Here is a 26,609-nt window from a genome sequence, read left to right as displayed (position 1 = left end):
CAAAAGCTAAAAGGCTTAACTAGAAAAGGTGATTTTAATTGGGCAATAACTGGTTTAAAAAAGCACTGAATAAATTATTTGATGTGAATGAAGAGAAAGAAATGGATGATCGTGCTGATGAGGGGGCGAGGCAGTCTAAAGAGTACCCAAAACTAGACCGGAAAAACTCAATTGGGAGAATCGAAAGTGGAACAAGAAAGAATGAAGCGAGAATCGTTCACCAATATCCTAGAGAAGGAAATTTTCGATTTCCATTAATTCCTGATGAATCTTATAAAAGCGGTAGAAGAGCGGAAAGTAAAAAAACTACACAACAGCCTAAGCCTGCTGATTCGAGCGATCGATCTCATAAAACCAAAAACGAAAATTCGAATGTGAGGGCGGTTTCAAATTCGAATTCAAGTTCAAACCAAAACAAAGCGAAGACATCGAGTGAACAAATAAAAGAAGATACACCAAAGAAATTTAGCGGTGTAAACTTTAAGCCTACTGATATTCCATCACCAATCTATGGCTTCAGTAAGCGTCCTGTAGTGGAGAAAGTTGAAAGAGCGATTAAAGAAACCGAATACAGGCATAAATATACACCTCTAAACGAACATAAAGTCATCGATCAACTCATACACAAACCAACTGATTATCGATCTGAGGAATCTGAAATAAAAAGTTATGATCTAAAAAATGAACATACAGAAGAAGTGAAAGAGGAGAAACCTTTATCTTCTACAGAGACTAACAAAGGCATTGATCAAACAGATGAAGCAAGCCATATTGAAGAAGTGTTAGTTTCAAGTTATGAAGAAGATAATCAGACAGAGGATACAACTGAGGGGAGTGAAAACGATGCTCCCCAATCTGATCGAGATAACGAGAGAGAGTTTGATGAGTCACCTTTACGTGAAGAGCTTGAGAATGAGGATCAGAAAGATTTAGAGCCGTTTAACGACCAGGGAGAATCCAGCGGCTCATACATTGAGAGAGCGATTCAAGCTAGTGAATCACCAGTCGAAATAGAAGATGAAGTGGAACTACATGAAGAAGTAACGGAGGAACAAGAGGAAGTAAAGGAAGAAATTATAGAAGATGTACTAGGGAAAGAACAAGAAGATGGACATGAGGAAACGCAAGAGGAAACACAAGAGGAAATACTAGAAGATGAACATGAAGAAGCTTCTGAGAAAGATATAGGAACCCACTCACTTACAGAGGTAGACGATAAAGAGACATTACAAGTTTCTGCTATTACGGATGAATCAAAAGAATCTCAAGCGGAAACAGTTGAAGAGAGTGGCGTGACGCAAAAACATAAAGAAAACAAAGTGGAGAAAAAGAGAGAAGAGGGCCGGCCGAAGCCACAAGTTCCATATAACGTGATGATGCTTGCAAGCGATAGAAGACATCTTGTGAAAAAGCCGACGTCAAACGGAGAATATAAGCTACCTCCTATTTCCCTCTTGGATATTCCACCGCGTGACGAAGGTAATGATGAACAGTGGCTCAGAGATCAGCGTGAACTGCTCGAATCTACCTTGAAGAACTTTAATGTGCAGGCAAGCGTGATCGGAGCTACCATGGGACCAACCGTTACTCGCTTTGAAGTACAGCCGAGCCCTGGTGTTAAAGTGAACAAAATCACAAATCTTAGTGATGATATTAAACTGAGCCTTGCAGCAAGAGATATTCGGATGGAAGCACCTATTCCTGGTCGGAATGCGATTGGTATCGAAGTTCCTAACCCAAGAAGTCGCCCTGTCTTTATAAGGGAAGTCGTACGGAGCGGTGTTTTTCAATCGAAAGACTCTCTACTGAATGCAGCGTTAGGTTTTGACATTGGCGGAAATGCTAAAGTAACAGATATTCAAAAAATGCCACACGGTTTGATTGCAGGTGCCACAGGGTCTGGAAAAAGTGTGTGTATCAATTCAATTCTCGTAAGCTTGTTACTAAATTCAAATCCTGCAGATGTGAAAATGCTTCTAATCGACCCAAAGATGGTAGAGTTAGCTCCGTATAATGGTCTACCACACCTTGTCACACCCGTTATCAATGATGTGAAGGAAGCGACTACAGCATTGAAATGGGCAGTGGATGAGATGGAGGAGCGATATGAAAAATTTGCAGCTGCTGGTGTAAGGGATATTAAGCGCTATAATGACAGAGCGATCGAGCATGGCGAACCACAGCATAAGTTACCTTATATCGTCGTAGTCATCGATGAATTGGCTGACCTTATGATGGTATCTCCACAGGATGTTGAAGATGCGATATGTAGAATTGCTCAGAAGGCTAGAGCGTGTGGAATTCATTTACTTGTAGCTACACAGAGACCTTCTGTTGATGTCATCACGGGCTTAATAAAAGCAAACATCCCTACACGTATTGCCTTTTCTGTTTCTTCCCAGATCGATTCTAGAACGATTCTTGATACGAGTGGTGCAGAAAAACTACTTGGAAAAGGGGACATGCTCTGTTTAGAGAACGGATCATCGAAACCAGTTCGTTTGCAAGGGAACTTCGTTTCTGATGAGGAAATCGAACGTGTCACTTCCTATGTTAGAAAGCAACGTAAGCCTAATTACTTGATTGCAAAAGAGGACCTTGCCAAAAAGCAACAGTATAACGAACAAGAAGATGATCTGTTTGAGGAAGCTTGTATGTGGGCGATCGATCAAGGTCAAGCATCATCTTCCGCTCTACAAAGACGATTCCGCATAGGCTTCAATAGAGCTGCGAGATTAATCGAAATGATGGAAGAACGAGGGTTGGTCTCTGAAGCAATGGGAAGTAAGCCAAGAAGCATTCTTATGAGTAAGGCTGATTTTGAAGAGACATTCCTCAAAGATATGCACGTATAGTGCATATCTTTTCTACTTGTTTTATCCAGGGTTGTTCTATATGATATAGAGTGTGTAAAAGATATGTTTTTTTATCGTAATAATTAAGAATACTAGTAACTATAGAGCTCACATTCGAATGACGAAACTACTTGAAGGAGCCCCAGAATGAAAGAAATTGAACTGAAAATGCAAGGTGAAATAAAACGCTTAACAAATCGCACGTTTAAATTTGACGAACGAGTGAAAGAGGGCTGGTTTTCAGCAGTCTACTTTTTGAAAACGTGTGAGATCGTAGAAGAGTATAAACCGGATAACATCGTGACGATGCAGTTTTTTCAAAAGAATGATGCTGTCCTTTGTGGGTCGGACGAAGCAATCGCTTTAATTAAAACGTTCGCAAAAGACCCTGATTCACTTGAAATCCATTCATTAAAGGATGGAGATAAAATATCACCGTTTGAAACTGTGTTGAAGATCAAAGGTCCATACCAAAACTTTGGTTTTCTTGAAGGAATAATTGATGGAATACTAGGCAGAAGAACGTCAGTTGCTACGAATGTATATCATGTTGTAAAAGCAGCGAGATCTTCAGGCATTCAGAAACCAGTTATCTTTATGGGTGATCGTGACGATCATTATACACAACAAGCAGGAGATGGTTATGCCTCATACATTGGTGGATCAACAGCGCAAGCAACACACGCTATGAATGAATGGTGGGGAAAAAGAGGAATGGGCACTATGCCACATGCTTTGATCCAATTGTTCAAAGGAGATGTGGTTGAAGCATCAAAAGCGTACCATTCTAAATATCCTGAAGATGATTTAATCGCCTTAGTGGATTATAATAACGACGTGATTACAGATTCTCTTAGAGTAGCTAGAGAATTCGGCGATACATTGAAAGGTGTTCGAGTTGACACGTCTAGAACGATGGTCGATCAATATTTCTGGAGGAATCCAGATGTGCTTGGAACATTTGATCCTAGAGGCGTAAATGCTGAATTAATATTCGCGTTAAGAGAAGCTCTAAATCAAGAAGGTTTCGACCATGTTAAAATCGTTGTGAGCGGAGGATTCACAGAAGAAAGAATTCGAGAATTCGAGGGTCAGAACGTACCGGTAGATATTTATGGTGTTGGGAGCAGTCTACTGAAAGTAAACATCGGGTTTACCGGAGATAATGTAATTATCGACGAGGAACCAGAAGCGAAAGCAGGTAGGAAATATCGTCCTAACCCTAGGCTAGAACGAGTAGAGTAGGAAGACAGGGAAAATCCTGTCTTTTTTTAGCCAGTGTTATCGATTATTGGAGCATCCCCTTATTTATGCTATAATGCGTTATTGTACAGAATTAGGGAGCATGATTGTAAAGATTTCATATAATAAAGAAGATATTCGGTGTAGAAATGAAAGTGTGGAGGTTCTGAAATGACTATATATCACTTTGTTGGCATTAAGGGCTCCGGAATGAGCGCACTTGCGCAGATCTTGAACGACATGGGTTACAACGTTCAAGGTTCTGATGTTGAGAAACGCTTTTTTACCCAGGAAGCCCTTGAGCAAAAAGGTATTACCATTCTTCCGTTCTCAGAAGAAAATATTGATGAGAACATGATTATAATCGCCGGCAATGCGTTTGATGATGAACACGAGGAGTTAGTTCGCGCTCGAGAGATGAACCTTCCTGTCTATCGTTATCATAAATTCCTTGGTGACTTTATTCAAAAGTTCACCAGTATTGCAGTGACAGGTTCACATGGCAAAACATCAACCACTGGGCTGCTTGCTCACGTTATCGGAGAAGCAGAACCAACATCCTTTTTAATTGGAGATGGTACCGGAAAAGGAGTTAAAGATAGCCAGTATTTTGTTTTTGAAGCATGTGAATATCGCCGTCATTTTTTATCATACCAGCCTGATTATGCGATCATGACAAACATCGATTTTGACCATCCGGATTATTTTTCAGATGTCGAAGATGTTTTTTCAGCGTTTCAAGAGATGGCTATGCTTGTTAAAAAAGGAATCATCGCATTTGGTGACGATGCTTACCTTCAGCAAATTCAAACAAAAGTGCCCGTAGTCTTCTACGGTTTCGATGAGCAGAACGATTTTCAAGCTACGAATATTAAAGTGGACGAAAATGGCACAACGTTCGATGTACATGTTCGTGATGATTATTATAGAACGTTCCAGATTCCTACCTATGGAAAGCACAACGTGCTAAACGCACTTTCCGTAGTTGCGTTATGCCATTATGAGAACCTTCCGGGTGATGCAGTACAAAAGCAGCTTCAAAATTTCAAGGGTGTAAAGCGTAGGTTCACCGAAAAAACTGTGGACGATCAGGTATTGATCGATGATTATGCTCATCATCCTACTGAGATTAAGGCAACGATTGAATCTGCTCAACAAAAATATCCGAACCGTGAAGTGGTCGCTATTTTCCAACCACATACTTTCACGCGTACAAAAACGTTCTTAGATGACTTTGCGGATAGCTTAAAAGAAGCAGATGTCGTTTACCTTTGTGACATATTTGGATCAGCTAGAGAAGAATCAGGTCAATTAACGATTGATCATCTGATGGAAAAGATCCCGAACTCGCATCTTATTACTGAAGAGTCGATTCAGAAACTGAATGATCACAATAAAGGCGTTCTCTTATTTATGGGTGCTGGTGATATTCAAAAATATCAAGCTGCTTATGAAACGGAGAAAGCGTCACTGTAACAAGAAAAGGCCGAGAGCCTTTTCTTGTTTTATTTTTTAATGAAAAGCCTTTCATAGAAGAAAGTCACAATTTATCCAATTTCTTCTCTGAAAAGAAAGTTTGTAAAAAAGGAATAATGGATATTCTAACGAATAGTAGTAGTAAGGTTGGCTCATTTTGTTACTTTTTGTGAAATGCCAAACTAGTGTTTATAAGAGACCAATCAAGGGAACACAGTTAGAAAAGGAGGTGCCAGGAGATGGAGATTATTCTTTATTTGAGTGTAGCTATTATTGCCATCGCATTTGCAGTACTTGTATATTTTGTTGCACAAACATTGAAATCGTTAAAAGACACGCTTAGTAACACAGCAAAAACTCTTGATAGTCTTGAAAAACAAATGAATGGTCTTACTACAGAAACAACAGCATTGTTACATAAGACTAACCTTCTTGCAGAGGATATTCAGGGTAAATCTGAAGCTCTGGATACGGTATTCGTTCAAGTGAGAGAGGTTGGAACGTCACTAGGTAAGATGAACAGTTCATTAAAGAACATTTCAGAGAAAGTAACTGATGAAGCAGAACGCCAATCAGAACAAGTGACCAAAGTTGTTCAATGGGGTAATGCTGCGATGCAGATCTGGCAGAAATGGCAAGTAAAGAAAAAAGCGACAGATCAATATATCGATTCAAAATCTTAGGAGGTTGATCACATGTCAAACGAGAACAATAACAATAATATTAACACAAAAGATTTTATCATCGGATCACTAATCGGTGGAATCGTAGGTGCAGCTGCAGCCCTACTATCTGCTCCAAAATCAGGTAAAGAGCTTCGCAGTGACTTGAACCAACAGGCTGGTGTAGTAAAAGAAAGAACGTCTCAATTCCGTGATACAGCTGTTGAGCGTGGGACGGACTTTGCGAACCGTGCGAAAGAGAAATCAAATACAATCTACAAGCAGGTATCTGATCAATCTAACAACATCGTTTCAAAGATCAAAGAGCGAAAAGCTAACTCTGAAGATCCTGAAGTGCGAGCACAAGCGGACGAAGATGTTGAAAGCTTTCAGCGTGACTTGAACGATCATTTTGTAGAGGATGAGCCAGCTACAAACGAAAATCCAACGAGACACCAGTATCAGCAAGACTAATGAACGAAGGAGGAGCTATAAGTGCTTCTCCTTTTTGTATGCTCTCTTTTCCTTTATAATGGGAATTAAGAAGGAAAGGATGATGATCATATGGCAATTAACAAACTTTCAACACTAGACGACTTTTCAAAAATAAAGAACGAAAATAACAAAATTCTAGTATTCAAAAATAGCACGACTTGTCCAATCAGTGCTCAGGCGTTTGAGGAGTTTGAGAAGTTCGCTGAAGATTATGATCAGGACGTCTATTATTTAAATGTACAGGAAGCAAGACCGCTATCAAACGATATTGCTGAATCATATGGAGTGAAACATCAATCGCCACAGGCGTTACTGATCGATGGTGAGAATGTGGTATGGAATGATTCACATTGGAGAATCACATATACTTCTTTAAACGATGCTGTGAAAAAAAATTGAGGGAAAACGGCTCTATGAAGCCGTTTTTTATTCACTTACACGATTTAATGCTTAAAAGCGTCTAAGAATTAAACTAAAAGTAGTGACATTTTATTTTTCTTCGTATATAATATCCCTAATCACTTATATAGATAGGGAGTGGAAACATTATGGCTAACATTCAGATTGACGAGTTGAGAGAAAAACTAGACGAGATAAACTTGCAGTTGCTCGATTTAATTAACGAGCGTGCAGAAATAGCACAGGAAATAGGCAGAATTAAGAAATCTCAGGGGATCAATCGTTTTGATCCAGTACGAGAACGTAAAATGCTTGATCTGCTAGCAGAGAAGAATGATGGGCCGTTTGAAACGTCCACTCTGCAGCATATCTTTAAAGAGATTTTCAAAGCGAGTCTTGAGTTACAAGAAGATGACCATCGAAAAGCTCTATTGGTTTCACGTAAGCGTCAGCCTGACAACACAGTGATCGACATCAAAGGTGAAAAGATTGGAGCTGGTGGTCAAGTATTGATCTCAGGTCCGTGTGCAGTTGAAAGCTACGAACAAGTGGCGGAAGTTGCAAAGGCTGTTAAGAAGCAAGGCTTTAAAATGCTTCGCGGAGGTGCTTTTAAACCACGTACTTCACCATATGATTTCCAAGGTCTTGGTGAAGAAGGTCTTAAGATCTTAAAACGAGTTGCAGATGAATATGATCTAGCAGTTGTAAGTGAGATCGTAAACCCAGCAGATATCAAAATTGCTGAGAAATATGTGGATGTTATTCAAATCGGAGCACGAAACATGCAGAACTTTGAGTTGTTAAAGGCAGCTGGTTCAGTCGATAAGCCTGTACTTCTCAAGCGAGGTCTTTCAGCAACGATTCAGGAGTTTATCAACGCCGCTGAATACATTGTTTCAAAAGGAAATACACAAGTAATGCTTTGTGAGCGTGGGATTCGAACTTACGAGAAAGCAACACGTAACACGCTAGACATCACTGCAGTACCGATCTTAAAGCAAGAAACTCACTTACCTGTATTTGTAGACGTTACACATTCAACAGGTCGAAGAGATCTTCTACTTCCTGCAGCAAAGGCAGGACTTGCTATCGGAGCAGATGGAATCATGGTAGAAGTTCACCCTGACCCAGCAGTAGCGCTTTCAGATGCGGCACAACAGCTTGATATTCCTCAATACGAGAAATTTGTAGATGATTTAAAATTAAGCGGGCTATTCAATCCAGCGAAAGCTGCACCTACTACGTAGTAAACCAAAAACAGACTGTCGAGATTTCCTTTCGACGGTCTGTTTTTTTGCGTTATAACGGATTTCTATCTAACTTGTGAAAATTTCTTTATATTAAAGCAAAAAAGTGATAAATGTGCTATCTTTAATACAGTTACTATCTTGTGAAATAAAATACATATGCATATACCGTATAGGGTGATAGAATAATACCGAAACTTATAGGTAGGAGCGACTGCGGGAAATTTGCAGTCAGAAGAATAGTATCGTATCATTAAGTAAATCAAAGTCCGAAAGAGCATGAAGGAGGATTATCGTGAATACAACGATTTATGATGTAGCAAAAGAAGCAGGAGTATCCATGGCGACGGTATCGAGGGTTGTAAATGGAAACCCTAACGTTAAACCTGCTACAAGGAAAAAGGTCCACGAAGCAATCGAACGTTTAGGCTATCGACCTAACGCAGTAGCACGTGGTCTTGCTAGTAAGAAAACGACGACTGTTGGTGTAATCATCCCTGATATATCCAGTATTTTCTTTGCTGAGCTTGCTAGAGGTATTGAGGATATTGCAACGATGTATAATTACAATATCATTCTCAGCAATTCAGATCAGAACAAAGAAAAAGAAATCCATCTTCTTAACACGATGCTTGGTAAGCAAGTAGATGGAATCGTCTTTATGGGCGGGGAAATTACAGAAGAACATGTTGAAGAGTTTAAACGTTCACCTGTACCGATCGTTTTAGCTGCTACACTTGAGAAAACAAATGAGGTACCATCTGTTAACATTGATTATCAACAGGCAGCTTATGACTTAGTATCGGAGTTCATTGAAAAAGGTCATAAGAAGATTGGTCTAGTAAGTGGCCCACTTGAAGATCCTATCAATGGTGAAGAAAAGTTCCTAGGTTACCGCAGAGCACTTGAAGATGCTGGGTTAAAAGTGGATGAAGACATGGTTGCTATTGGTGATTACACATACGATTCTGGAATCGAAGCGATGACTGGATTTATTGAAAAAGACAACATGCCGACTGCCATTTTTGGAGGTACTGATGAGATGGCACTCGGAATCATTCATGGTGCTCAGGATAATGGTTACCGTGTTCCTGAAGACCTTGAAGTTGTTGGCTTCGATAACACAAGACTTGCTACGATGGTTCGCCCAACGCTATCTACAGTCGTACAACCTATGTACGATATTGGAGCAGTAGCAATGAGACTCTTAACGAAGTTCATGAATAAAGAAACAGTGGAAGAACAAACCGTAGTCCTTCCTCATCGTATTCAACATAGAAACTCAACTAAGAAGTAAATTTTGCATTAAAAAACGAACCTGGAACTCAGGTTCGTTTTTTTATTGGCTGATCTGGTAGAGCGACCTTTCCAACGTAAGCTTGTTTTTTTCTGTAATTTCACTCTTTCGTGGGATAGGTTCATAAAGGTCTTTAGGATCATGCCAAGTTTTCGGCAACTCGAACGGTGCTAAAGACTGCCACCGTTCAATCCATTTTTCTGGAAGAGAACCTGAAGCATCCTTGTTCTTCATCTCTAGCCAAATTCTAGACCACGCTCTCGGAACGACTCTCCATACATCGTATCCGCCCCCACCTACAGCAATCCACTTGCCACCGCAATATTCATGTGCAAGCTCATGAGCTAGTTTAGGGATAAATTCAAAGCTCTTCATTGAAACGGAGAGGTGGGTGAGAGGATCGTAATAATGTGCATCTGCACCATTCTGGGTAAGAATAACGTCAGGCTTGAAAAACTCGATTACTTTTCTAAAAGAGGTTTCATAGACTTCCTGAAAAGATTCATCTTCAGTAAATGCATCGATCGGAACGTTAAAAGAGAAGCCATAGCCTTTGCCATGACCTTTTTCATTAATATTTCCAGTACCAGGAAACAAGTAACGACCGGTTTCATGAATTGAAAGGGTGCACACATTCGGATCATCATAGAACGCCCACTGTACGCCATCTCCATGATGAGCGTCAGTATCGACGTAAAGAACTTTTGCGTTATATTTTTTCTTCATATACTCGATTGCGATTGAACTATCGTTATAGATGCAAAAACCAGAGGCTTTCCCGCGAAACCCATGGTGTAGTCCGCCACCAATATTTAGAGCATGGTTTGCTTTTCCGTCCATCACAGCATCTACGGCAGTTAACGTTCCGCCTACAAGTAGAGCACTAGCTTCGTGCATATTAGAAAAAATAGGTGTATCCTCGGTTCCTAAACCGTAGTTAGAAGCAACTGAAGAGGCAAGTGTTCCTTTTCCAGCATCTTTTACTGCTTGTATGTAAGCAGGGTCGTGAATCAATGCTATCTCATCGTCAGTCGCAATGCGTGGCGATATAATTTCATTCTCTGATAATACGTTGACTTCTGTTAATAGATCATGGGTTAATTGAACCCTGATATGGTTGAAAGGATGGTTGTCACTGAATTTGTAGTTTAAGTAATCTGAGGAGTAGACGAATAATGAATCACATTTCATCTCTTAACACCCGGCAAACTTGGCCAAAGCACCTCATATCCCTCAGCCTTAATATCATCTACAACAGCTGTTGGGTTCATCGTTTGAACTCTAAACACGATGTTTTTAAACCCTTCATTATGGCTGCAAGGATAAACTAGCACACTGATGATGTTCACATTACGTTTCCTGATTATCTGTGTAATATCTGCGAGTTTTCCTGAGACGTTTTCCACTTGAACCTCGATATGTGAACTTGGTTGATGTGCTCCTGTAAGCAAGATTAAGGTATGGAGCATGTCGGTTTCCGTGACGATGCCAATTACTTTTTTATTCTCTATTATCGGAATACAGCTGATTCGATGTTCATAGAAAACAGTAGAGATTTCTTCTACAAAATCAAGAGGATGAGCAGTGATCACATCTTTTTTCATAATCGAAGAAAGAGAAGACTGTAATACATCTCTGTTAGGATTCATATCGAGTATTGAAGGGCTAGCTTCTTTAACATCTCGATCTGAAACGATTCCTACTAAATCTCCTTCGTTATTAACAATCGGAAGATGACGTATGTTCTTTTCTCTCATCATTTTAATCGCATCAGCGATCGTTTGCGATTCGTTCAGAGAAAAGACGTTTCTATTCATTATTTCCTCAATAATCAAGTCCTCTCACTCCTTTAAGTCTCAATACATGAAACGGTTTTGGAAGCGTAGCGCGTCAAAAGCTTGTATGGACTCTGTGTCTACCCTGGATCCAATCTTGGCCATCAAACAATTGGCAGGGTGAGAGCTTATTTCTGGGTCATCAGTGGCATACCATTCTAAACCACCAGCATTCATCATTTTTTCCATCACTTTTCGATAATCCCATACTGACAAGCCTGTTCCTCTAAGGTCCCAATGCCAATAATATTCAGTGGTGATCACGATATAATCATTCATCGCGTCATCCATAAAGGATGTTCTTAGCAAGCTTTTCCCAACTTTAGCATTGCGATATTTAGGAATAACTTCAATGGCTCCAAGCTCCAGTAGGTTTTCCATATTTCCTTCTGACCATCGTTCCATCGGATCTGGGTATAAATATGTCACGTAACCAACAATGGTTTCACGTTCTCGTGCTACGATGATTCTTCCTTCTGGAAGTCCAGCGATTTCTATTAACGCCTTATGTTGCTGCTCAGGCGGGCGAAATGCTACCAGATCTTTATGTAAATGATAGGAGGCCAGGCGGTCTGGGGTAATTGGACCCTCGATAATTAACTTTCCATGTGGAGTGTTCCATTCGATTGCATTATATGTCTTTTGATGTTCCATCTAGTCACCACCTTAATAACGATCTCAGCTCTTATTATACATGATTACACAGAAATGTAAGGGGTTTCAGTCTGATTTTATTAACTTTTGTTATTTGTTAAAATATTACGAATTTATGTTATACTATCAGTGAAATCATTGAAAGATGTAGAAGAAGGAGGAGAATTACTTGGAAATGAAATCGCTTTCCGCCACTCGTGGAAATCACAATCTACAGGATTATGAAGCTACTTATGAAAATTTTGAATGGAAAGAAGCAGAAAAAGCATTTTCTTGGAATGAAACTGGGAAAGTGAATATGGCTTATGAAGCAATCGATAAGCACGCTGAATCCGATAGGAAAAATAAAGTAGCCCTCTATTTCTCTGATCCAAAAAGAGATGAAAAGTATACGTATAGTGAAATGAAAACCTTGAGTAACAAAGCTGGAAACGTATTGAAGAAGGTTAATGTTGAAAAAGGTGATCGTGTTTTCATCTTTATGCCTCGTTCTCCTGAACTATATTTTATTTTACTTGGATCTTTAAAGCTTGGAGCAATCGCTGGACCGTTATTTGAAGCGTTTATGGAAGGGGCAGTGCGAGATCGCCTTGAAGATAGTGAAGCAAAAGTGCTTGTTACTACACCTGAATTGCTCGATCGTGTACCTGTAGATGAGCTTCCTCATCTAGAGAGCGTGGTTCTTGTTGGAGATAATGTGAAAGAAGAAGGACCTTATATCGACTTCTACCATCATTTTGAAACGGCTGATAAAAACCTTAAAATCGAATGGGTAGATCGTGAAGATGGAATGATTCTTCATTATACGTCAGGTTCAACTGGAAAACCAAAAGGTGTTCTTCATGTTCATAATGCTATGATTCAACATTACCAAACAGCACAATGGGTGCTAGATCTTAAAGAAGATGATGTATATTGGTGTACTGCAGACCCTGGTTGGGTTACAGGTACATCTTATGGAATATTCGCTCCTTGGCTAGCAGGAACATCCAATGTTATTCGCGGAGGACGTTTTAGCCCAGAAGATTGGTATTCTACCATTGAAAAATATGGTGTGACCGTCTGGTATAGTGCACCTACGGCGTTCCGTATGCTTATGGGTGCGGGTGATGAAATTGTGAAAAATTATGATCTATCTACTCTTCGTCACGTACTCAGTGTAGGTGAACCTCTAAATCCTGAGGTTATCAAGTGGGGCAACAAAGTACTGGATCAACGTATCCATGATAATTGGTGGATGACGGAGACTGGTGCACAACTTATCAGTAATTATCCTTCTATGGAAATAAAGCCAGGTTCTATGGGTAAACCAATCCCTGGTGTTCATGCAGCAATCGTGGATGATCAAGGTAATGAACTTCCAGCTAACCGTATGGGCAACCTTGCTATCAAAAAAGGATGGCCTTCCATGATGCGTGCGATTTGGAATCGTCAGGAAAAGTATGAAAGTTACTTTATGAAGGGCGATTGGTACGTGTCAGGGGATTCGGCTTATAAAGATGAGGATGGATACTTTTGGTTCCAGGGTCGAGTTGATGATGTGATCATGACTTCAGGTGAACGAGTCGGTCCATTTGAAGTTGAGAGTAAGCTTGTCGAGCATTCGGCAGTTGCTGAGGCTGGTGTAATCGGAAAGCCAGATCCAGTACGTGGTGAGATTATTAAAGCATTTATTGCACTTCGAGATGGTTACGATCCTTCAGATGAACTGATGGAAGAAATTCGTAATTACGTAAAGAAAGGTCTCGCTGCACATGCAGCACCTCGTGAAATCGAATTCCGTGATAAGCTACCTAAAACAAGAAGCGGTAAGATTATGCGTCGCGTCTTGAAGGCATGGGAGCTCGATCTACCAACTGGTGATCTATCTACCATGGAAGATTAATAAAAAGTAATCCCCGCAGCTACTGCTGCGGGGATTTTGTTATCCATTGCTGGATGACTCTTCATTACTATTCGTATTGTTGCTTTGATTAGTGTTGGAATTATTGGAACTTGAATTACTGGAATTTGAACTGGAGCTACTATTGTTCCCTTCTCCAGAATCGTTTCCTGAATTCTCACCGCTTGTTTCTCCATTACCATCGTTCGAGTCATCGCCGCTATCGTCACTTGAATCATCATTGTTATCTTCACCTGAACCATCGTCTTCGTCCTCATCTTCTTTAGGAGGATCTGGTTTTTCTTCTTCTTCTGGCTTATCAGACCAATCTCCTGATGTCACTTTTGCGGAAGGAGATGATTCATTCCCGGCAACATCTACTGCTGTAACATAATAAGCATAAGAACCAGAAGGAATATTGAACGAACTTCCATCAGATGCTTTCACACTACCTAGCTTAGTAAATGAATTGCTACCATTCCCTGCACGGTAAATGCGATAACCCACAATATCGCTCTCTCCTGATTCGTTCCAGTTAAGAGTAGAACCGTTTATCGAAACGTTACCGACTGCGCCTGGCTTCTTGCCATTTTCTTTAGCGACAGTTCCCTCGGAAACGATGTTCAAGTTTTCGAATTTAGATGGAAGAAGTGTGCTAAGGTCGATACCTTCAAAATAATCTTCCTTAATCATAACGCCGCTTGTGACAAATTCTGCTGGTGTTGAAGAAAGTGCTTCATAAGTTTTCCCTTTAATAACCACATATCTTCCTTGTGTCAGACTGTCATCAACTTCTGTTGGTACGTATTTAGCATTAAACAAATCCGTCTGTACAAGTCCAGCTTGCTGACACAGATCAGATGCAAGCTTTCCAGATATTCCACAGAACGATCTTCTAACGATACCAGTAGGCATGTCGAATCGTTTTTGTGGATCCATTATTTCAGGTTTTTGATCATATGCTGCGTTGGCAAATAGTGCCCATAAGTTTTTATTCCTCACAGCATAGTTTGAATCCATTCTCATTTGCTTATCGTATCCTGTCCATACGCCAAGAGAAACATTAGGATTGACAGCAACGAACCAGGCATCTCGATAGTCTTGTCCAGTACCTGTTTTACCTGCCCAGTCAGCTGAGAATTTCAACTTACCAGGTACATCTTGTGCTGTACCCTGTCTTACTACGTCTCTCATCATATCGATCGTTAGATAAGACGTCTGAGGACTGAAGACTTGAACGGGATCTGCTTTATGCTGGTAAACAACATTCCCATCTCGATCTACAATTTTATCAATCATATAGGCATCGACGAATTTACCGCCGTTTGCAAATGTTCCGAAGGCATTGGTGTTTTCTTCAACACTTACACCTCGTTGTAATGCTCCGATGGACATCGATGGATTTGTTCGATCATCTAATGTCAGGGTGCTAAAGCCCATTTTTACCAGGTATTCTGTAGCTTCTACCGGGTTTAGCTTAGAGTAAATACGAGCAGCTGGAACGTTATAAGATCGTTCAAGAGCCTTTCTTGCTGTTACTAGACCATGATAGTTTGAAGAGTAGTTGTTAGGGTTAAATGCATTTTTCCCCTTAATTGGAAGGTCAGGAACAATGTAGCCTGGCTGAACCTTTCCGATCTCCATGGCTGGCGCATAATCTAGTAATGGTTTCATCGTTGATCCGTTTGACCGGTATGCATTGGTCGCATGGTTAAGAGCTTCTTGGCTAAAGTCTCTACCCCCAACAAATGATAGGATCTTTCCTGATTTATTCTCGATTAGTATTCCGCCGACTTGCATTGGATATTCTTTGTTGACCATTTCTCCCGTTTCAGGGTCTTGTACAGATACTGTTTTAGGGCTTTGGAAATAGCTGCCGTTATCAAGAACTTTATCCCTCGCAGCATTCATCGATTCGTATACGTTCTTATCGATCGTTGTGTGGATCTTATAACCATTCTTTCTAAGCTCTTTTTCAGCATTATTCATAAACTCTATGAAAATCTTTGAATCTTTTTCTACTTCAGCCCATTTAAGTCCCATTTTCTCAGCACTTTGTTCTACTGTTCTTGATGTAACGTTTGCATCATACGTAATCCTATTGTATTGATTGACGCTTTCTGCAAGTTTCTCCCCGTCGTAGCCCTCTTCGTTGGCGATTTGCTCGGCGAGGACAGTTTTCGCACGATCTTCAATTTCAAACGTCAAGTATGGATACTTCTCAAATGGTGAAGGAGAGGACTTTGCTAAATTTCCTTCGATATCGTATTCTTTTGCTTTATTGTATTCTTCCTCAGTTATCGACCCTTCTGTATACATGCGGTAGAGGACAAAATTCATCCGGTCGATACCAGGTGTAAGATCATCTTTCACGACTCCTGAGTTTGTAAAAGGAGTGTATGTATACGGGTTTTTCGGTAGTCCGGCAATGAAAGCTGCTTGTGGTAGGTTTAATTCACTAGCGCTCACACCAAAGATTCCTTGTGCCGCAGATTGAATACCTGCAATGTTTCTGCCAGAAGCATTTCGACCGAACGGTACGACATTAAGGTATGCTTCAAGAATTTCTTCTTTTTCAAAGAAATTTTCAAGGCGCAAAGCTAAAAGCATTTCTTTCGCTTTACGTTCAAACGATACTTCTCTCGTTAATATTTGGTTTTTCACAAGCTGTTGAGTCAACGTACTACCACCGGTACGATCTTCAGAGTTCGTGAGCTCTTGAAGAATCGCTCGTCCAATTGCTTTTGGAACAATGCCTTCGTGGTCATAAAAATATTCGTCTTCAGTTGAAATGACTGCCTTTTGTACTAAAGGGGACACGTCTTTTAAATCGACTTCCTTTCTCTCTATATCAGATCGAAAGTTACCGAGAAGAACATCGTCAGCAAAGAATATCTCACTTGTTTCTTCATAGTTATAGACGTCTCTCTTCATCTCATCATAGGATCGAATCGGTTCATCTTTTACTAGAGATGCAAAGTAACCTGCACCAACACCTCCGGCAAACAAGCCGCCCATAAGCCCAAGTACTAGAAAAATTAAGAATAAATTCCAAACAACTTTATAAGCGATCCTTGAGCCAGTTAAGATGTTGTACTCTTGCAATCTATCGATGAACGCGTTCCACTTCGACCTGATAGAAGAAAAAAGCTCTCGCATTCCTATACCTCCTCAATTAATCCTATATATTATAGCATATCTAGTCGATATTTGTATAAAGCTTCCTTAAGGAACAGGGGCTAGAATTGACATTGAGGTACAAAGTATGATATTAATTTAGTTAGATTTTTAAACGGGTATGCGAAGAGTGGACGAAGTAGCGTTTTCCTCCCTATTTCAGAGAGTTGGTGGCTGGTGTGAACCAATATAAAGGGAAATGTGAATTACTTCCATGAGCATCTGGTGTGAATGGCGAAATGCCTGTGTAGCATCAAGACGGACCAGGCCGTTATCCTGATGAAGTGGGAGGAAGGTTATTTCCTTCAACAAGGGTGGTACCGCGATCAAACTCGTCCCTTACCAGGGACGGGTTTTTTTATGTTGAAATTTACTTTAAAAGGAGTCAGTAACATGCATATTTTAGATGAACTAGAAGCTAGAGGGTTAATCAATCAGGTAACTGATGAAGAGGGTCTTAAGAAAGAGCTTTCCGAAAAGAGCATTGGAATCTATTCTGGTTTTGATCCGACTGCAGATAGTCTGCATATAGGACACCTTCTTCCAGTACTTGCTCTTAGAAGGTTTCAGCTTGCTGGTCATACACCGATCGCACTAGTTGGAGGTGCGACGGGACTTATTGGAGATCCGAGTGGACGTGCGAATGAGAGGACACTAAATTCTGAGGACATCGTTCAAGAATGGACGAACAAGCTACAAGGACAGCTCGCTCGCTTTCTTGATTTTGAAACTAGTGAAAACCCTGCAAAAGCTGTGAACAACTTTGATTGGATCGGCGGGTTAAACATCATTCCATTTCTACGTGATATTGGAAAGAACTTTGGATTGAACTACATGCTAGCAAAAGATTCTGTTTCGTCCCGTCTCGATGCAGGTATCTCTTTCACTGAGTTCACGTACATGATTCTTCAGTCTTATGATTTTCTTGAATTGTATCGTAATGAAAACTGCCGTCTGCAAATAGGGGGTAGCGATCAGTGGGGGAACATTACTGCTGGACTAGAATTGATTCGTAAAGAAGAAGGATCTGAAGAAGGGGAGCGTCCTAAAGCATTTGGCGCAACGTTTCCACTCGTTACAAAGAGTGATGGATCTAAATTTGGTAAATCAGAAGGCGGTGCAATCTGGCTTGATGCAGATAAAACGTCTCCTTATGAATTCTACCAATTCTGGATCAATACGGACGATCGTGATGTAGTAAAATTCCTTTATTACTTTACTTTCTTGAGCGTCGAAGAAATTAAAGAACTTGAAGCTTCTAATAATGAAGCTCCTGAAAAGAGAGAGGCTCATCGTAAATTAGCTGAAGAAGTAACGAAACTTGTTCATGGTGATGAAAAGCTTCAGCAAGCGATCAACATTTCAAAAGCTCTGTTCAGCGGTGACATTAAAGAGTTGACTGCAGATGAAATTCGTCAAGGTTTCAAAGATGTACCTTCTTACCATGTTGAAGAGGAAGAAAAAGGCTTGATCGATTTGCTTGTAGAAGCTGGTATCTCATCTTCAAAGAGACAGGCTAGAGAAGATATTAAAAATGGTGCGATCTATATTAACGGAGACCGTAGTCAAGAAATGGACAAGGTCATTTCTTCTTCAGATCGAATTGAAGGACAATACGTTATAATTAGAAGAGGAAAGAAAAAATATTTCCTTCTTACATTCTGATCATGCAAGGCCGGTAATTATAATGTAATTACCGGCCTTTTGCTATCAGGATAAAAATAAAAAAAGCCTCGGACAAAAGTCCGAGGCTTTTATGAAACAACTTAACGAGAGTAGTACTCAACGATAAGAGCTTCAGTGATTTCTGCAGGAAGTTCAGAACGCTCAGGAAGGCGAGAGTACGTACCTTCAAGCTTATCTGCATCAAAAGTAAGGTATTCTGGAACAAAGTTGTTCACTTCAATAGCTTCTTTGATGATGTCAAGGTTGTTAGACTTCTCACGAACACCTAGTACTTGACCAGTTGCTACGCGGTAAGAAGGAATATCAACACGCTTGCCATCAACTGTGATGTGGCCGTGGTTAACTAGCTGACGAGCCTGGCGGCGAGTACGAGCTAGACCCATACGGTAAACTAGGTTATCAAGACGAGATTCAAGAAGAATCATGAAGTTCTCACCATGAACACCTTTCATTTTACCAGCATCATCGAAAAGACGACGGAATTGACGCTCAGTCATGCCGTACATGTGACGAAGCTTTTGCTTTTCTTGAAGCTGAAGTCCATATTCAGAAAGCTTTCTACGCTGGTTAGGTCCATGTTGACCTGGAGCGTAAGGACGCTTTTCCAATTCTTTACCTGTTCCACTTAGAGAAATACCAAGACGACGAGAAATTTTCCAACTTGGTCCTGTATAACGAGCCATAATTAGCTCCTCCTTTATCACTATTTTTATTGGTATAAAATAAAAACAGTGTCGCGATTCCAGATTATGCACATTATGTTTTCACACGCCTTCACCTTGCAGCCGGAGGTTACGCGGCGCACCTATTAATAGGAACATAATGAAATCATAAGCCGTCACGATGCTGCCATTTCTATTTTACACAACTGTCATTGTACCTTTTCTATCTACCCGTGTCAACTTGATTCGTTTCCTCGCTAGTCAGGTATTTCTACAAAAACTGAAAATTCTCTTCACCTTATTTAAGAAAGCGCTTACAATGTAATTGTATGATACATAGATTGGAGATAGAGGGGGAGCTACATTGAGAAAAGAAAGTCGATTTGAAACTAGAACGATTCATGAAGGTTATGATTCTCATACACATCATAACAGTCTTGCATCGCCTATATATCAAACTTCTACGTTTACGTTTGAAACTGCCGAGGCGGGTGAAAAAAGGTTTGCAGGGGAAGAGCCAGGATATATCTATTCTAGATTAGGAAATCCTACTGTGAAAATGTTAGAAGAACGGATCGCTTCACTAGAAGGAGCAGAGGCTGGTTTAGCGTTTGGATCAGGAATGGCTGCTGTTTCAGCAGTCCTATTCCACCTAGTTCGTTCAGGCGATCATATTATGTGTTCAGAAGGTGTTTATGGGTGCACATTCGGATTATTGCAATTAATGAAAGAAAAGTTTTCAGTAGAGCATGACTTACTACCTCTTGATTCAAGAGAGCAAATCTTGCAAGCAATTCAACCAAACACGAGTGTCATCTACATTGAAACACCGATCAACCCCACATTGAAGCTGATCGATTTACAGATGATCTCTTCAATTGCCAGGGAAAGAGGAATCACTGTCGTAGTCGATAATACCTTTTCTACGCCGTATCTCCAAAGACCTTTAGAATTTGATTGCGACATTGTCCTGCATAGTGCAACGAAATACATTGGCGGACATGGTGACGTTGTAGCTGGTCTAGTCGTTGGTGATCACGAGATGATTTCTTCAATTGCGAAATCGACACAAAAGGACATTGGAGGTATCTTATCACCATTCGATGCTTGGCTTTTATTAAGAGGGTTGAAAACACTGCCTCTTCGCATGGACCGTCATTGTGATAACTCGCAATCCATCGTTCACAAATTGAAGGAACATCCTAAAATAAAGAAAGTCATGTACCCTGGTTTGGAAGAGTCTCCGTCTTATTCAATCGCAAGAAGGCAAATGAAAAAGCCTGGGGGACTCATATGTTTCGAGCTAGATGGAGGGAAAGCAGAAGCACAGGCCTTCATGAATAGACTCGAAATGATTAAGATCGCTGTAAGTTTAGGTGATGCAGAAACACTTATACAACATCCTGCTACGATGACACATGCGGTAGTCCCAGAAGAAGAAAGAGTGAGGATGGGAATCAATGATTCACTTATTCGAATTTCAATCGGTCTAGAAGCTTGGGAAGATATTTGGGCTGATATAGAGCAAGCGTTAGAAATGTAACTCCAATTAAGACTATAAAAACAGCCGCGGAATCTCGCGGCTGTTTTTGGTTTATTTATAGATTCTTTTCTAATGCAGTGATAAACTTCTTCAAGTATTTTTCATCCGTTTCATCAAATCGTCCAACACTTGGGCTATCAATATCAAGAACGCCAATGATGTTGTTGGAGGAAATAATTGGGATGACAATCTCTGATTGAGAAGCGGCGTCACAGGCAATATGTCCAGGGAACTCATGAACATTCTCAATTCTCATGGTTTTACCTTCTTTTAAAGAAGTTCCGCAAACGCCGCGGCCATTCGGGATGCGGACACATGCTGGTAAGCCCTGGAAAGGTCCAAGTACGAGCTGGTCGCTTTCTTCTTCATATAGATAAAAGCCAACCCAGTTAACATCGTTCAAAAACTGATTTAATAATGCAGAAGCATTTGCTAAATTTGCAATTTGGTTTGTTTCATCTTCAATCAACGCTTGTAGCTGCTTAATGACCATTTCATAATCTTTTTCTCTCTTGCCTGAGTAGGATTCGACTTCAAACAAGTTTATTCACCTCCACTTTGTATCGAAATTATGCTAATCATATCAAAACTTGGAGGTTATTACACATATTTTGTCGCACGATTAATAAAGGAAAGTTTGGGTGTTAAACGAAAAAGTATTAGTACGAAAGAAATGGAGGTGGTTCCAAAGTGAAGCAGGAGCGAGATACAGTATCGAAGCGAAACGTCATACAGGCCGCCATTCAACTCTTCAATACGAAAGGATACAATGGAACTTCAGTCCGTGATATTGCCAATAAAGCAGGCGTGAACGTCTCGTTGATCTCTTATTACTTTAATGGGAAGAAGGGACTAGCTGAGTTTTTGATGACGACTTTTCTAGAGGGCTATGTCAAAGAGTTAGAGAACGTTCATAAAATGTTAGATAATAAATCTGCAAAGGTTTGTTTAGTCGAAGCACTACGATCGATTATGATCTATCAACATCAAAATAGACAGTTAGCGAGATTTGTTCATAGAGAAATTACGTTCGATTCAGTCCTTGTTCGAGAAATCATGACCACCTATTTATCAAGAGAAAAATTTTATTTATCGAAAATTTTTGAGGCCGGCTTTTCAAATAAGGAATTTCGCCCTCAGTCAGTCGACTATGTCGTCATGCAGTTAAGAGGGATGTTGTCGATGCCTTTTCTGCAGCCCCAATATATATTAGAAGTTCATCATATTCAGCCTAATGAAGCCTATTTTATCGAACGATATACGAAGCAGTTATTACAGTGGGTTGAGCTATATGTATGTCGAGAATCTTCGGTAAAACAAAAGCCGTTCGCTATGAACGGCTAAGTGGATAAGAAAAAGATATAGGTTCTAACTGCTCTAAACCTTGACCGATCCCTTTGTAACTATGGGCGTCAGATCCATAGACAAGAGGGATTTTTCTGCTTATAGCTTCATTCACGACCCAAGCAGGGGGATAAGGTTCCTTACAAAGAGGCTTCACTGTTCCTGCCCCATTGTAGTCAAGTGATAGCCCCTGTCTTTTCACTTCATCTAATATGGAGATCACATAATTAGGTGAGAGCGTGTCGCTTGGAAACTGTTTTTGAAACTTATTCACTAAGCTAATGTGGCCGATTCGCTTTGGTTTATTAACTCCTAAATCTGAAGTTAACGAAGAGTATACTGTTTCATAGTATTTTTTATGAACATTCTCGACTGAGCCAAACAATCTCACTAGCTCTTCAAATGACTCTGGACTATAGTCAAGGCACGTGTACTCGTTGTTATGTTTAATAAAATGAACAGATAGGATTGAATCATCTAATTTTGGACCGAACTCATTTAAAAAGTTCTTCGTTTCTTCTTCATACCCTTCTATGTAGTCAACTTCTAGACCGCAATTGATTTCAATCTTATTGCGGTATACATCTTTAATTTCTTCAACTGCTAAAAGGTATTCTTTTAATGTTTGAAGCGACATCCCACTATCTTTTGATGGTACTGGATCTACAAATGTTGGGGGAAGAGGTGCATGCTCAGTAAACGTTAATCCAGAAAAGCCTCGTTTTATTGCTTCTTCAACATAGCTCTCGAGAGGGTCAGTTGATCCGTGTGGACAAAATGGAGAATGGACGTGGCCATCGTACTTTTTTCTCAAATATAAGCACCTCTTTCAAGAAATCAAAAAAATTATAACATTATCAAGGAATTTGGCTGTCGAATATTGAATTTATTTAGTCAAACAGGTAATTACATGGTATCATAATACCGTTACCAAATTTCAAACACATATAATTAATTCTGTACATATAAATGAGTTTTTACGTTATCATTTACATAAATTGATGATGTGGAAGAAGGGGTGCTTCCGTTGGAGTATATTGTCATTGCCATTATACTGATGATAGCCGTTTTTATTTACGGTGCTTATGCGAGAAGAAAAATATTTAATGAAATAGATCGCCTTGAAGAGTGGAAGATCGATATTCTGAATAGGCCTGTAACTGATGAAATTTCAAAAGTTAAAGGACTGGTTATGTCTGGTCAAACTGAAGAAAAGTTTGAAAAATGGCGTGAAGAGTGGGACGAAATCGTCGCTGTAAAGCTCCCTAATCTAGAGGAGCAGCTCATGGATACAGAAGAAGCTGCTGAAAGATATCGCTTCAGAAAAGCAAGAGCTAAATTAGAAGAAACACAACACCGGTTAGAACATGCTGAAAAAAGAATCGAACTGTTATTGAAAGATATCGATGAACTTGTTTCAAGTGAAGAACAAAACCGAACCGAGATCTCTTCAGTACAAGAGGACTTCAGAGAAGCTAAGCAACGGTTATTATCTCAGAATCGCTCGCTAGGGGAAGCATTTCCTGTGCTCGATAGCGAGGTTGAAGCCCTCCGCGATATGCTCAAAAAGTATGAGCAGTTGACTGAAGAAGGAAATTATCTTGAAGCTAGAGATGTGTTAGTGCAAGTACAAGAACGGTTAGACGTTGTTCAAGAGAAGATTTCAATTACACCTGAAGTGATCGTACTCGTTAATAATCAGATTCCCTCGCAGCTTAAGGAACTTGAGGATGGTACTTCTGCAATGGAATCAGAAGGCTATGTTCTAGACCATTTAGAAATCGATGCGAAAATCGAGGAATTTTCTTCTGAGCTCGAGCAATGGAAGACGGCGATTGAAACGACAGAAGTTCAATCGATCAAAACCGAGATTGATGATGTACGCGTGAAGATTGAAGGGTTGTATGACCAGTTAGAAAACGAGGTGGAAGCTAGACACTTCGTTACTCTAAAAGTAGAAGAGCTAGAACATGAATTGATGAAAACGAACAATCACCTTCAAGAGCTTCAGGAAGAAAGTAATGTTGTTCAATTGAGTTACAGATTAGAAGAGCAAGAGCTTAAGGCGATAAAAGAACTTGAGATGAAGCTATCTGATCTTTATGTGAGATTCCAAGCAGTGCAAGATGCAGTCGATAACAACCAACAAGCATATTCTTTGCTTGCTGAGAGTGCAATCAAACTAAAAGAAGATTTAGCGGCTGTAGACGAAGAATTGAAGATCCAAAAAGAAAATCTTCACATGCTCCGAAAAGACGAGTTAAGAGCATTAGAAACGATAAAAGAATTAAAGCGAAAGCTGATCGAATCGAAGCGATTGATGAAGCTAAGTAATATACCTGGTATTCCTGAGTCTTATCTAGAAGGATATGAGCGTGCTGAAGATATGATCGTGGAGTTAAATGATCGATTATCTGATGTTCCTCTAGATATCTACCAGATTAATCAAGTGCTTTCTGAAGCTGAAAGAGTCGTAGATGAAAGCTGTGAATCCACACAGAAGCTTGTTGAAGACTCTGTGTTAACAGAGAAACTTATTCAGTACGGGAATCGCTACAGAGGTAAGTATAGAAGCGTAGATGATCTCCTATTGAAGGCAGAAGAACACTTCAGAAATTACGAATACGAAGAAGCCCTCTCAACTGCAGAAGCAGCTATTGAGAAGGTAGATCCACAAGTGCTGGAATCGTTGAAAGAAGATGTTCGAGAACCTGTAAATCAATAAGGAAAAGAGAGCCTTCCTCATTAGAGGAAGGCTCTCTTTATGGTGTTTTCTAACTACTTGATTTAGTTGGTTTTTGTGATTGAGATATTATCAATCCTATGATGATCCCTAAAATCGCCGGTAATAGCCAACCGATCCCTTCGCTGTAGAGCGGTAAGAAATTCATGAATTCTAATTTTGGAAGAATATTGCCTTCTAAGGCTTTAGGTATACTGAATATGATCGTAAATGTAATCGCCCATTTGTATATAGAACGATGCAGTGGAACTACAAAATTAATGAAAGTTAAGAAGATCAGTATTATCGCAATCGGATAGATAGCGATTAAGACTGGTACCGTAAATGCAATCAGCTGTGACAGTCCGAGGTTCGCTACAAAAGCACTAAAAGCCGTAACGATAAGAATAACAGTTTTATATGAAAGTTTTGGATAAGCTTTTGAAAAATATTCCCCACAAGCTGTCACAAGACCAATGGATGTTGTTAAACACGCAAAAGTGATTGCAGCTCCGAGAAGGATCGTACCGAACGTTCCGTATAGATAGTTCGCAACACTCGATAGAATTGCGCCACCGTTATCAGCAGAGACTACGATATCAAGATTTGTGGCACCAATATATGCGAGAGACAAATAAATGATCGTTAATCCAATCGCTGCAAGCAAGCCAGCTTTTAGAACAGAAAAGGCGACGACTTTTCTATTGGTGACTCCCTTGTCATTGACCGCTTTTATGATGACGATTCCAAAAACAAGTGCGGCTATTGCATCCATAGTGAGGTAACCGTCTAAGAACCCCTTAAAGAATACACCATTCTGATAACCCTCTGTAGGAGTTGATAGTTCATCTGGTAGATTAACAAACGCTCCAACAATCAAGCTTCCAAGTACTACGATTAATATAGGGGTTAAGATATTCCCAATTCGATCTACAAGTTGAGTAGGGTTAAGAGCAAACCAAAAGGTTAGTCCAAAGAATATCAACGTATAAATGAGAAGCGGCATACCCGTTGTATTCGCCGATTCACTTAAAAAAGGGACTACCCCTATCTCAAAAGCTACGGTACCTGTTCGTGGAATCCCAAAGAATGGGCCGATCGCTAAATAAAGAATTGCAGTGAATAGAAACCCGAATGTAGGATTTACTTTTGAAGCAATATCCTTCAAGCTTCCACCAGTCAATCCAATAGCCGTTACACCTAGCAAAGGTAAACCAACACCAGTAATGAGAAATCCGATAATCGCTTCACCAATATTTTCTCCTGCTCCTTGACCAAGCGCAGGAGGGAAAATCATATTACCAGCACCAAGAAAAAGTGCAAAGAGCATCAATCCAATTGTAAACGTTTCCTTTTTTGTTAATTTCGCTTCCATCAGTTGTCCTCCCGATCCATTCAAACGCGTGTCGTAATTTTCGGACTTCATATTAA

Annotated in this window: 21 protein-coding genes and 1 other annotated feature; of the genes, 13 read left to right on the top strand and 8 right to left on the bottom strand. The window is 40.1% G+C overall.

Annotated elements, in window-relative coordinates:
- Positions 1–38 precede the first annotated feature (38 nt).
- The 8 genes from ACXAHI_RS07485 (at position 39) to ccpA (ending at position 9,673) form a co-directional block, all read left to right on the top strand.
- Positions 39–2,855 (top strand): DNA translocase FtsK, encoded by a 2,817-nt coding sequence (locus ACXAHI_RS07485; RefSeq protein WP_474846992.1) that lies wholly within the window; start codon positions 39–41, stop codon positions 2,853–2,855.
- A 147-nt stretch (positions 2,856–3,002) separates the two neighbouring features.
- Complete coding sequence (locus ACXAHI_RS07480) at positions 3,003–4,100, top strand: nicotinate phosphoribosyltransferase (RefSeq protein WP_270179615.1); 1,098 nt, start codon at positions 3,003–3,005, stop codon at positions 4,098–4,100.
- A gap of 168 nt (positions 4,101–4,268) precedes the next feature.
- Positions 4,269–5,573 (top strand): UDP-N-acetylmuramate--L-alanine ligase, encoded by a 1,305-nt coding sequence (murC, locus tag ACXAHI_RS07475; protein ID WP_474846991.1) that lies wholly within the window; start codon positions 4,269–4,271, stop codon positions 5,571–5,573.
- A gap of 239 nt (positions 5,574–5,812) precedes the next feature.
- Positions 5,813–6,256 carry a DUF948 domain-containing protein gene (locus ACXAHI_RS07470; protein WP_224878775.1) on the top strand — a complete coding sequence of 148 codons (444 nt, stop codon included), beginning with the start codon at positions 5,813–5,815 and terminating at the stop codon, positions 6,254–6,256.
- A 12-nt stretch (positions 6,257–6,268) separates the two neighbouring features.
- On the top strand, positions 6,269–6,709 hold the full coding sequence (locus ACXAHI_RS07465; protein ID WP_270179613.1) for a YtxH domain-containing protein: 441 nt from the start codon (positions 6,269–6,271) through the stop codon (positions 6,707–6,709).
- Between the two features lie 90 nt (positions 6,710–6,799).
- Complete coding sequence (gene ytxJ / locus ACXAHI_RS07460) at positions 6,800–7,129, top strand: bacillithiol system redox-active protein YtxJ (protein WP_270179612.1); 330 nt, start codon at positions 6,800–6,802, stop codon at positions 7,127–7,129.
- 149 nt (positions 7,130–7,278) lie between these two features.
- The gene (locus ACXAHI_RS07455) at positions 7,279–8,376 is read left to right on the top strand and encodes a bifunctional 3-deoxy-7-phosphoheptulonate synthase/chorismate mutase (protein WP_270179611.1); all 1,098 of its coding nucleotides are present in this window, start codon (positions 7,279–7,281) and stop codon (positions 8,374–8,376) included.
- A 295-nt stretch (positions 8,377–8,671) separates the two neighbouring features.
- Positions 8,672–9,673: a catabolite control protein A gene (gene ccpA, locus ACXAHI_RS07450; RefSeq protein ID WP_474846990.1), complete on the top strand. Its 1,002-nt coding sequence runs from the start codon at positions 8,672–8,674 to the stop codon at positions 9,671–9,673.
- 42 nt (positions 9,674–9,715) lie between these two features.
- Here the strand turns inward: ccpA and ACXAHI_RS07445 are convergent, their stop codons facing one another.
- Genes ACXAHI_RS07445 through ACXAHI_RS07435 form a run of 3 tightly spaced genes read right to left on the bottom strand, consistent with a single transcriptional unit; the run spans position 9,716 to position 12,162 of the window.
- Positions 9,716–10,864 (bottom strand): acetoin utilization protein AcuC, encoded by a 1,149-nt coding sequence (locus ACXAHI_RS07445; RefSeq protein ID WP_474846989.1) that lies wholly within the window; start codon positions 10,862–10,864, stop codon positions 9,716–9,718.
- The gene (locus ACXAHI_RS07440; protein WP_474846988.1) at positions 10,861–11,508 is read right to left on the bottom strand and encodes an acetoin utilization AcuB family protein; all 648 of its coding nucleotides are present in this window, start codon (positions 11,506–11,508) and stop codon (positions 10,861–10,863) included. The genes ACXAHI_RS07445 and ACXAHI_RS07440 overlap by 4 nt, the downstream gene beginning before the upstream one ends.
- 21 nt (positions 11,509–11,529) lie before the next feature.
- On the bottom strand, positions 11,530–12,162 hold the full coding sequence (locus ACXAHI_RS07435) for a GNAT family N-acetyltransferase (protein WP_474846987.1): 633 nt from the start codon (positions 12,160–12,162) through the stop codon (positions 11,530–11,532).
- Positions 12,163–12,337: 175 nt separating this feature from the next.
- On the opposite strand from ACXAHI_RS07435, the gene acsA reads away from it, so the two are divergent.
- Positions 12,338–14,047, top strand: a complete 1,710-nt coding sequence (gene acsA / locus ACXAHI_RS07430; RefSeq protein ID WP_474848109.1) for an acetate--CoA ligase — start codon at positions 12,338–12,340, stop codon at positions 14,045–14,047.
- A 39-nt stretch (positions 14,048–14,086) separates the two neighbouring features.
- Here the strand turns inward: acsA and ACXAHI_RS07425 are convergent, their stop codons facing one another.
- A complete protein-coding gene (locus tag ACXAHI_RS07425) occupies positions 14,087–17,203 on the bottom strand; it encodes a transglycosylase domain-containing protein (RefSeq protein ID WP_474846986.1) in 3,117 nt (1,038 codons plus the stop codon).
- Positions 17,204–17,338: 135 nt separating this feature from the next.
- Positions 17,339–17,564 (top strand) — a binding site (T-box leader).
- A gap of 50 nt (positions 17,565–17,614) precedes the next feature.
- Here ACXAHI_RS07425 and tyrS point away from each other — a divergent pair.
- On the top strand, positions 17,615–18,886 hold the full coding sequence (gene tyrS, locus ACXAHI_RS07420; RefSeq protein WP_474846985.1) for a tyrosine--tRNA ligase: 1,272 nt from the start codon (positions 17,615–17,617) through the stop codon (positions 18,884–18,886).
- 101 nt (positions 18,887–18,987) lie between these two features.
- Here the strand turns inward: tyrS and rpsD are convergent, their stop codons facing one another.
- Positions 18,988–19,590 carry a 30S ribosomal protein S4 gene (gene rpsD / locus ACXAHI_RS07415; protein WP_224878764.1) on the bottom strand — a complete coding sequence of 201 codons (603 nt, stop codon included), beginning with the start codon at positions 19,588–19,590 and terminating at the stop codon, positions 18,988–18,990.
- Positions 19,591–19,933: 343 nt separating this feature from the next.
- Between rpsD and megL the strand changes: the two genes are divergently transcribed.
- On the top strand, positions 19,934–21,112 hold the full coding sequence (gene megL / locus ACXAHI_RS07410) for a methionine gamma-lyase (protein ID WP_474846984.1): 1,179 nt from the start codon (positions 19,934–19,936) through the stop codon (positions 21,110–21,112).
- A gap of 55 nt (positions 21,113–21,167) precedes the next feature.
- Here megL and ACXAHI_RS07405 read toward each other — a convergent pair whose 3' ends face one another.
- Entirely contained in the window at positions 21,168–21,653 is a 486-nt protein-coding gene (locus tag ACXAHI_RS07405) for a GAF domain-containing protein (protein ID WP_474846983.1), read from the bottom strand.
- A 149-nt stretch (positions 21,654–21,802) separates the two neighbouring features.
- On the opposite strand from ACXAHI_RS07405, the gene refZ reads away from it, so the two are divergent.
- The gene (gene refZ, locus ACXAHI_RS07400) at positions 21,803–22,456 is read left to right on the top strand and encodes a forespore capture DNA-binding protein RefZ (protein WP_474846982.1); all 654 of its coding nucleotides are present in this window, start codon (positions 21,803–21,805) and stop codon (positions 22,454–22,456) included.
- Here refZ and hisJ read toward each other — a convergent pair.
- Positions 22,443–23,270 carry a histidinol-phosphatase HisJ gene (gene hisJ / locus ACXAHI_RS07395; protein WP_474846981.1) on the bottom strand — a complete coding sequence of 276 codons (828 nt, stop codon included), beginning with the start codon at positions 23,268–23,270 and terminating at the stop codon, positions 22,443–22,445. The genes refZ and hisJ overlap by 14 nt on opposite strands.
- Positions 23,271–23,483: 213 nt before the next feature.
- On the opposite strand from hisJ, the gene ezrA reads away from it, so the two are divergent.
- Positions 23,484–25,181: a septation ring formation regulator EzrA gene (ezrA, locus tag ACXAHI_RS07390; RefSeq protein WP_474846980.1), complete on the top strand. Its 1,698-nt coding sequence runs from the start codon at positions 23,484–23,486 to the stop codon at positions 25,179–25,181.
- Between the two features lie 49 nt (positions 25,182–25,230).
- On the opposite strand, the gene brnQ is transcribed toward ezrA, so the two are convergent.
- A complete protein-coding gene (gene brnQ, locus ACXAHI_RS07385) occupies positions 25,231–26,553 on the bottom strand; it encodes a branched-chain amino acid transport system II carrier protein (RefSeq protein WP_474846979.1) in 1,323 nt (440 codons plus the stop codon).
- Positions 26,554–26,609 lie beyond the last annotated feature (56 nt).

The organism is Anaerobacillus sp. ABD4_527, assembly GCF_056160805.1.
The sequence above is the reverse complement of the archived record's forward strand: the minus strand, read 5'-3'. Positions and strand labels throughout refer to the sequence as shown.

Coding starts and splice junctions, on each gene's coding strand:
- ACXAHI_RS07480 (WP_270179615.1), top strand. CDS start 3,003: ATGAAAGAAATTGAACTGAAAATGCAAGGTGAAATAAAACGCTTAACA.
- murC (WP_474846991.1), top strand. CDS start 4,269: ATGACTATATATCACTTTGTTGGCATTAAGGGCTCCGGAATGAGCGCA.
- ACXAHI_RS07470 (WP_224878775.1), top strand. CDS start 5,813: ATGGAGATTATTCTTTATTTGAGTGTAGCTATTATTGCCATCGCATTT.
- ACXAHI_RS07465 (WP_270179613.1), top strand. CDS start 6,269: ATGTCAAACGAGAACAATAACAATAATATTAACACAAAAGATTTTATC.
- ytxJ (WP_270179612.1), top strand. CDS start 6,800: ATGGCAATTAACAAACTTTCAACACTAGACGACTTTTCAAAAATAAAG.
- ACXAHI_RS07455 (WP_270179611.1), top strand. CDS start 7,279: ATGGCTAACATTCAGATTGACGAGTTGAGAGAAAAACTAGACGAGATA.
- ACXAHI_RS07445 (WP_474846989.1), bottom strand. CDS start 10,864: ATGAAATGTGATTCATTATTCGTCTACTCCTCAGATTACTTAAACTAC.
- ACXAHI_RS07435 (WP_474846987.1), bottom strand. CDS start 12,162: ATGGAACATCAAAAGACATATAATGCAATCGAATGGAACACTCCACAT.
- acsA (WP_474848109.1), top strand. CDS start 12,338: ATGAAATCGCTTTCCGCCACTCGTGGAAATCACAATCTACAGGATTAT.
- ACXAHI_RS07425 (WP_474846986.1), bottom strand. CDS start 17,203: ATGCGAGAGCTTTTTTCTTCTATCAGGTCGAAGTGGAACGCGTTCATC.
- tyrS (WP_474846985.1), top strand. CDS start 17,615: ATGCATATTTTAGATGAACTAGAAGCTAGAGGGTTAATCAATCAGGTA.
- rpsD (WP_224878764.1), bottom strand. CDS start 19,590: ATGGCTCGTTATACAGGACCAAGTTGGAAAATTTCTCGTCGTCTTGGT.
- brnQ (WP_474846979.1), bottom strand. CDS start 26,553: ATGGAAGCGAAATTAACAAAAAAGGAAACGTTTACAATTGGATTGATG.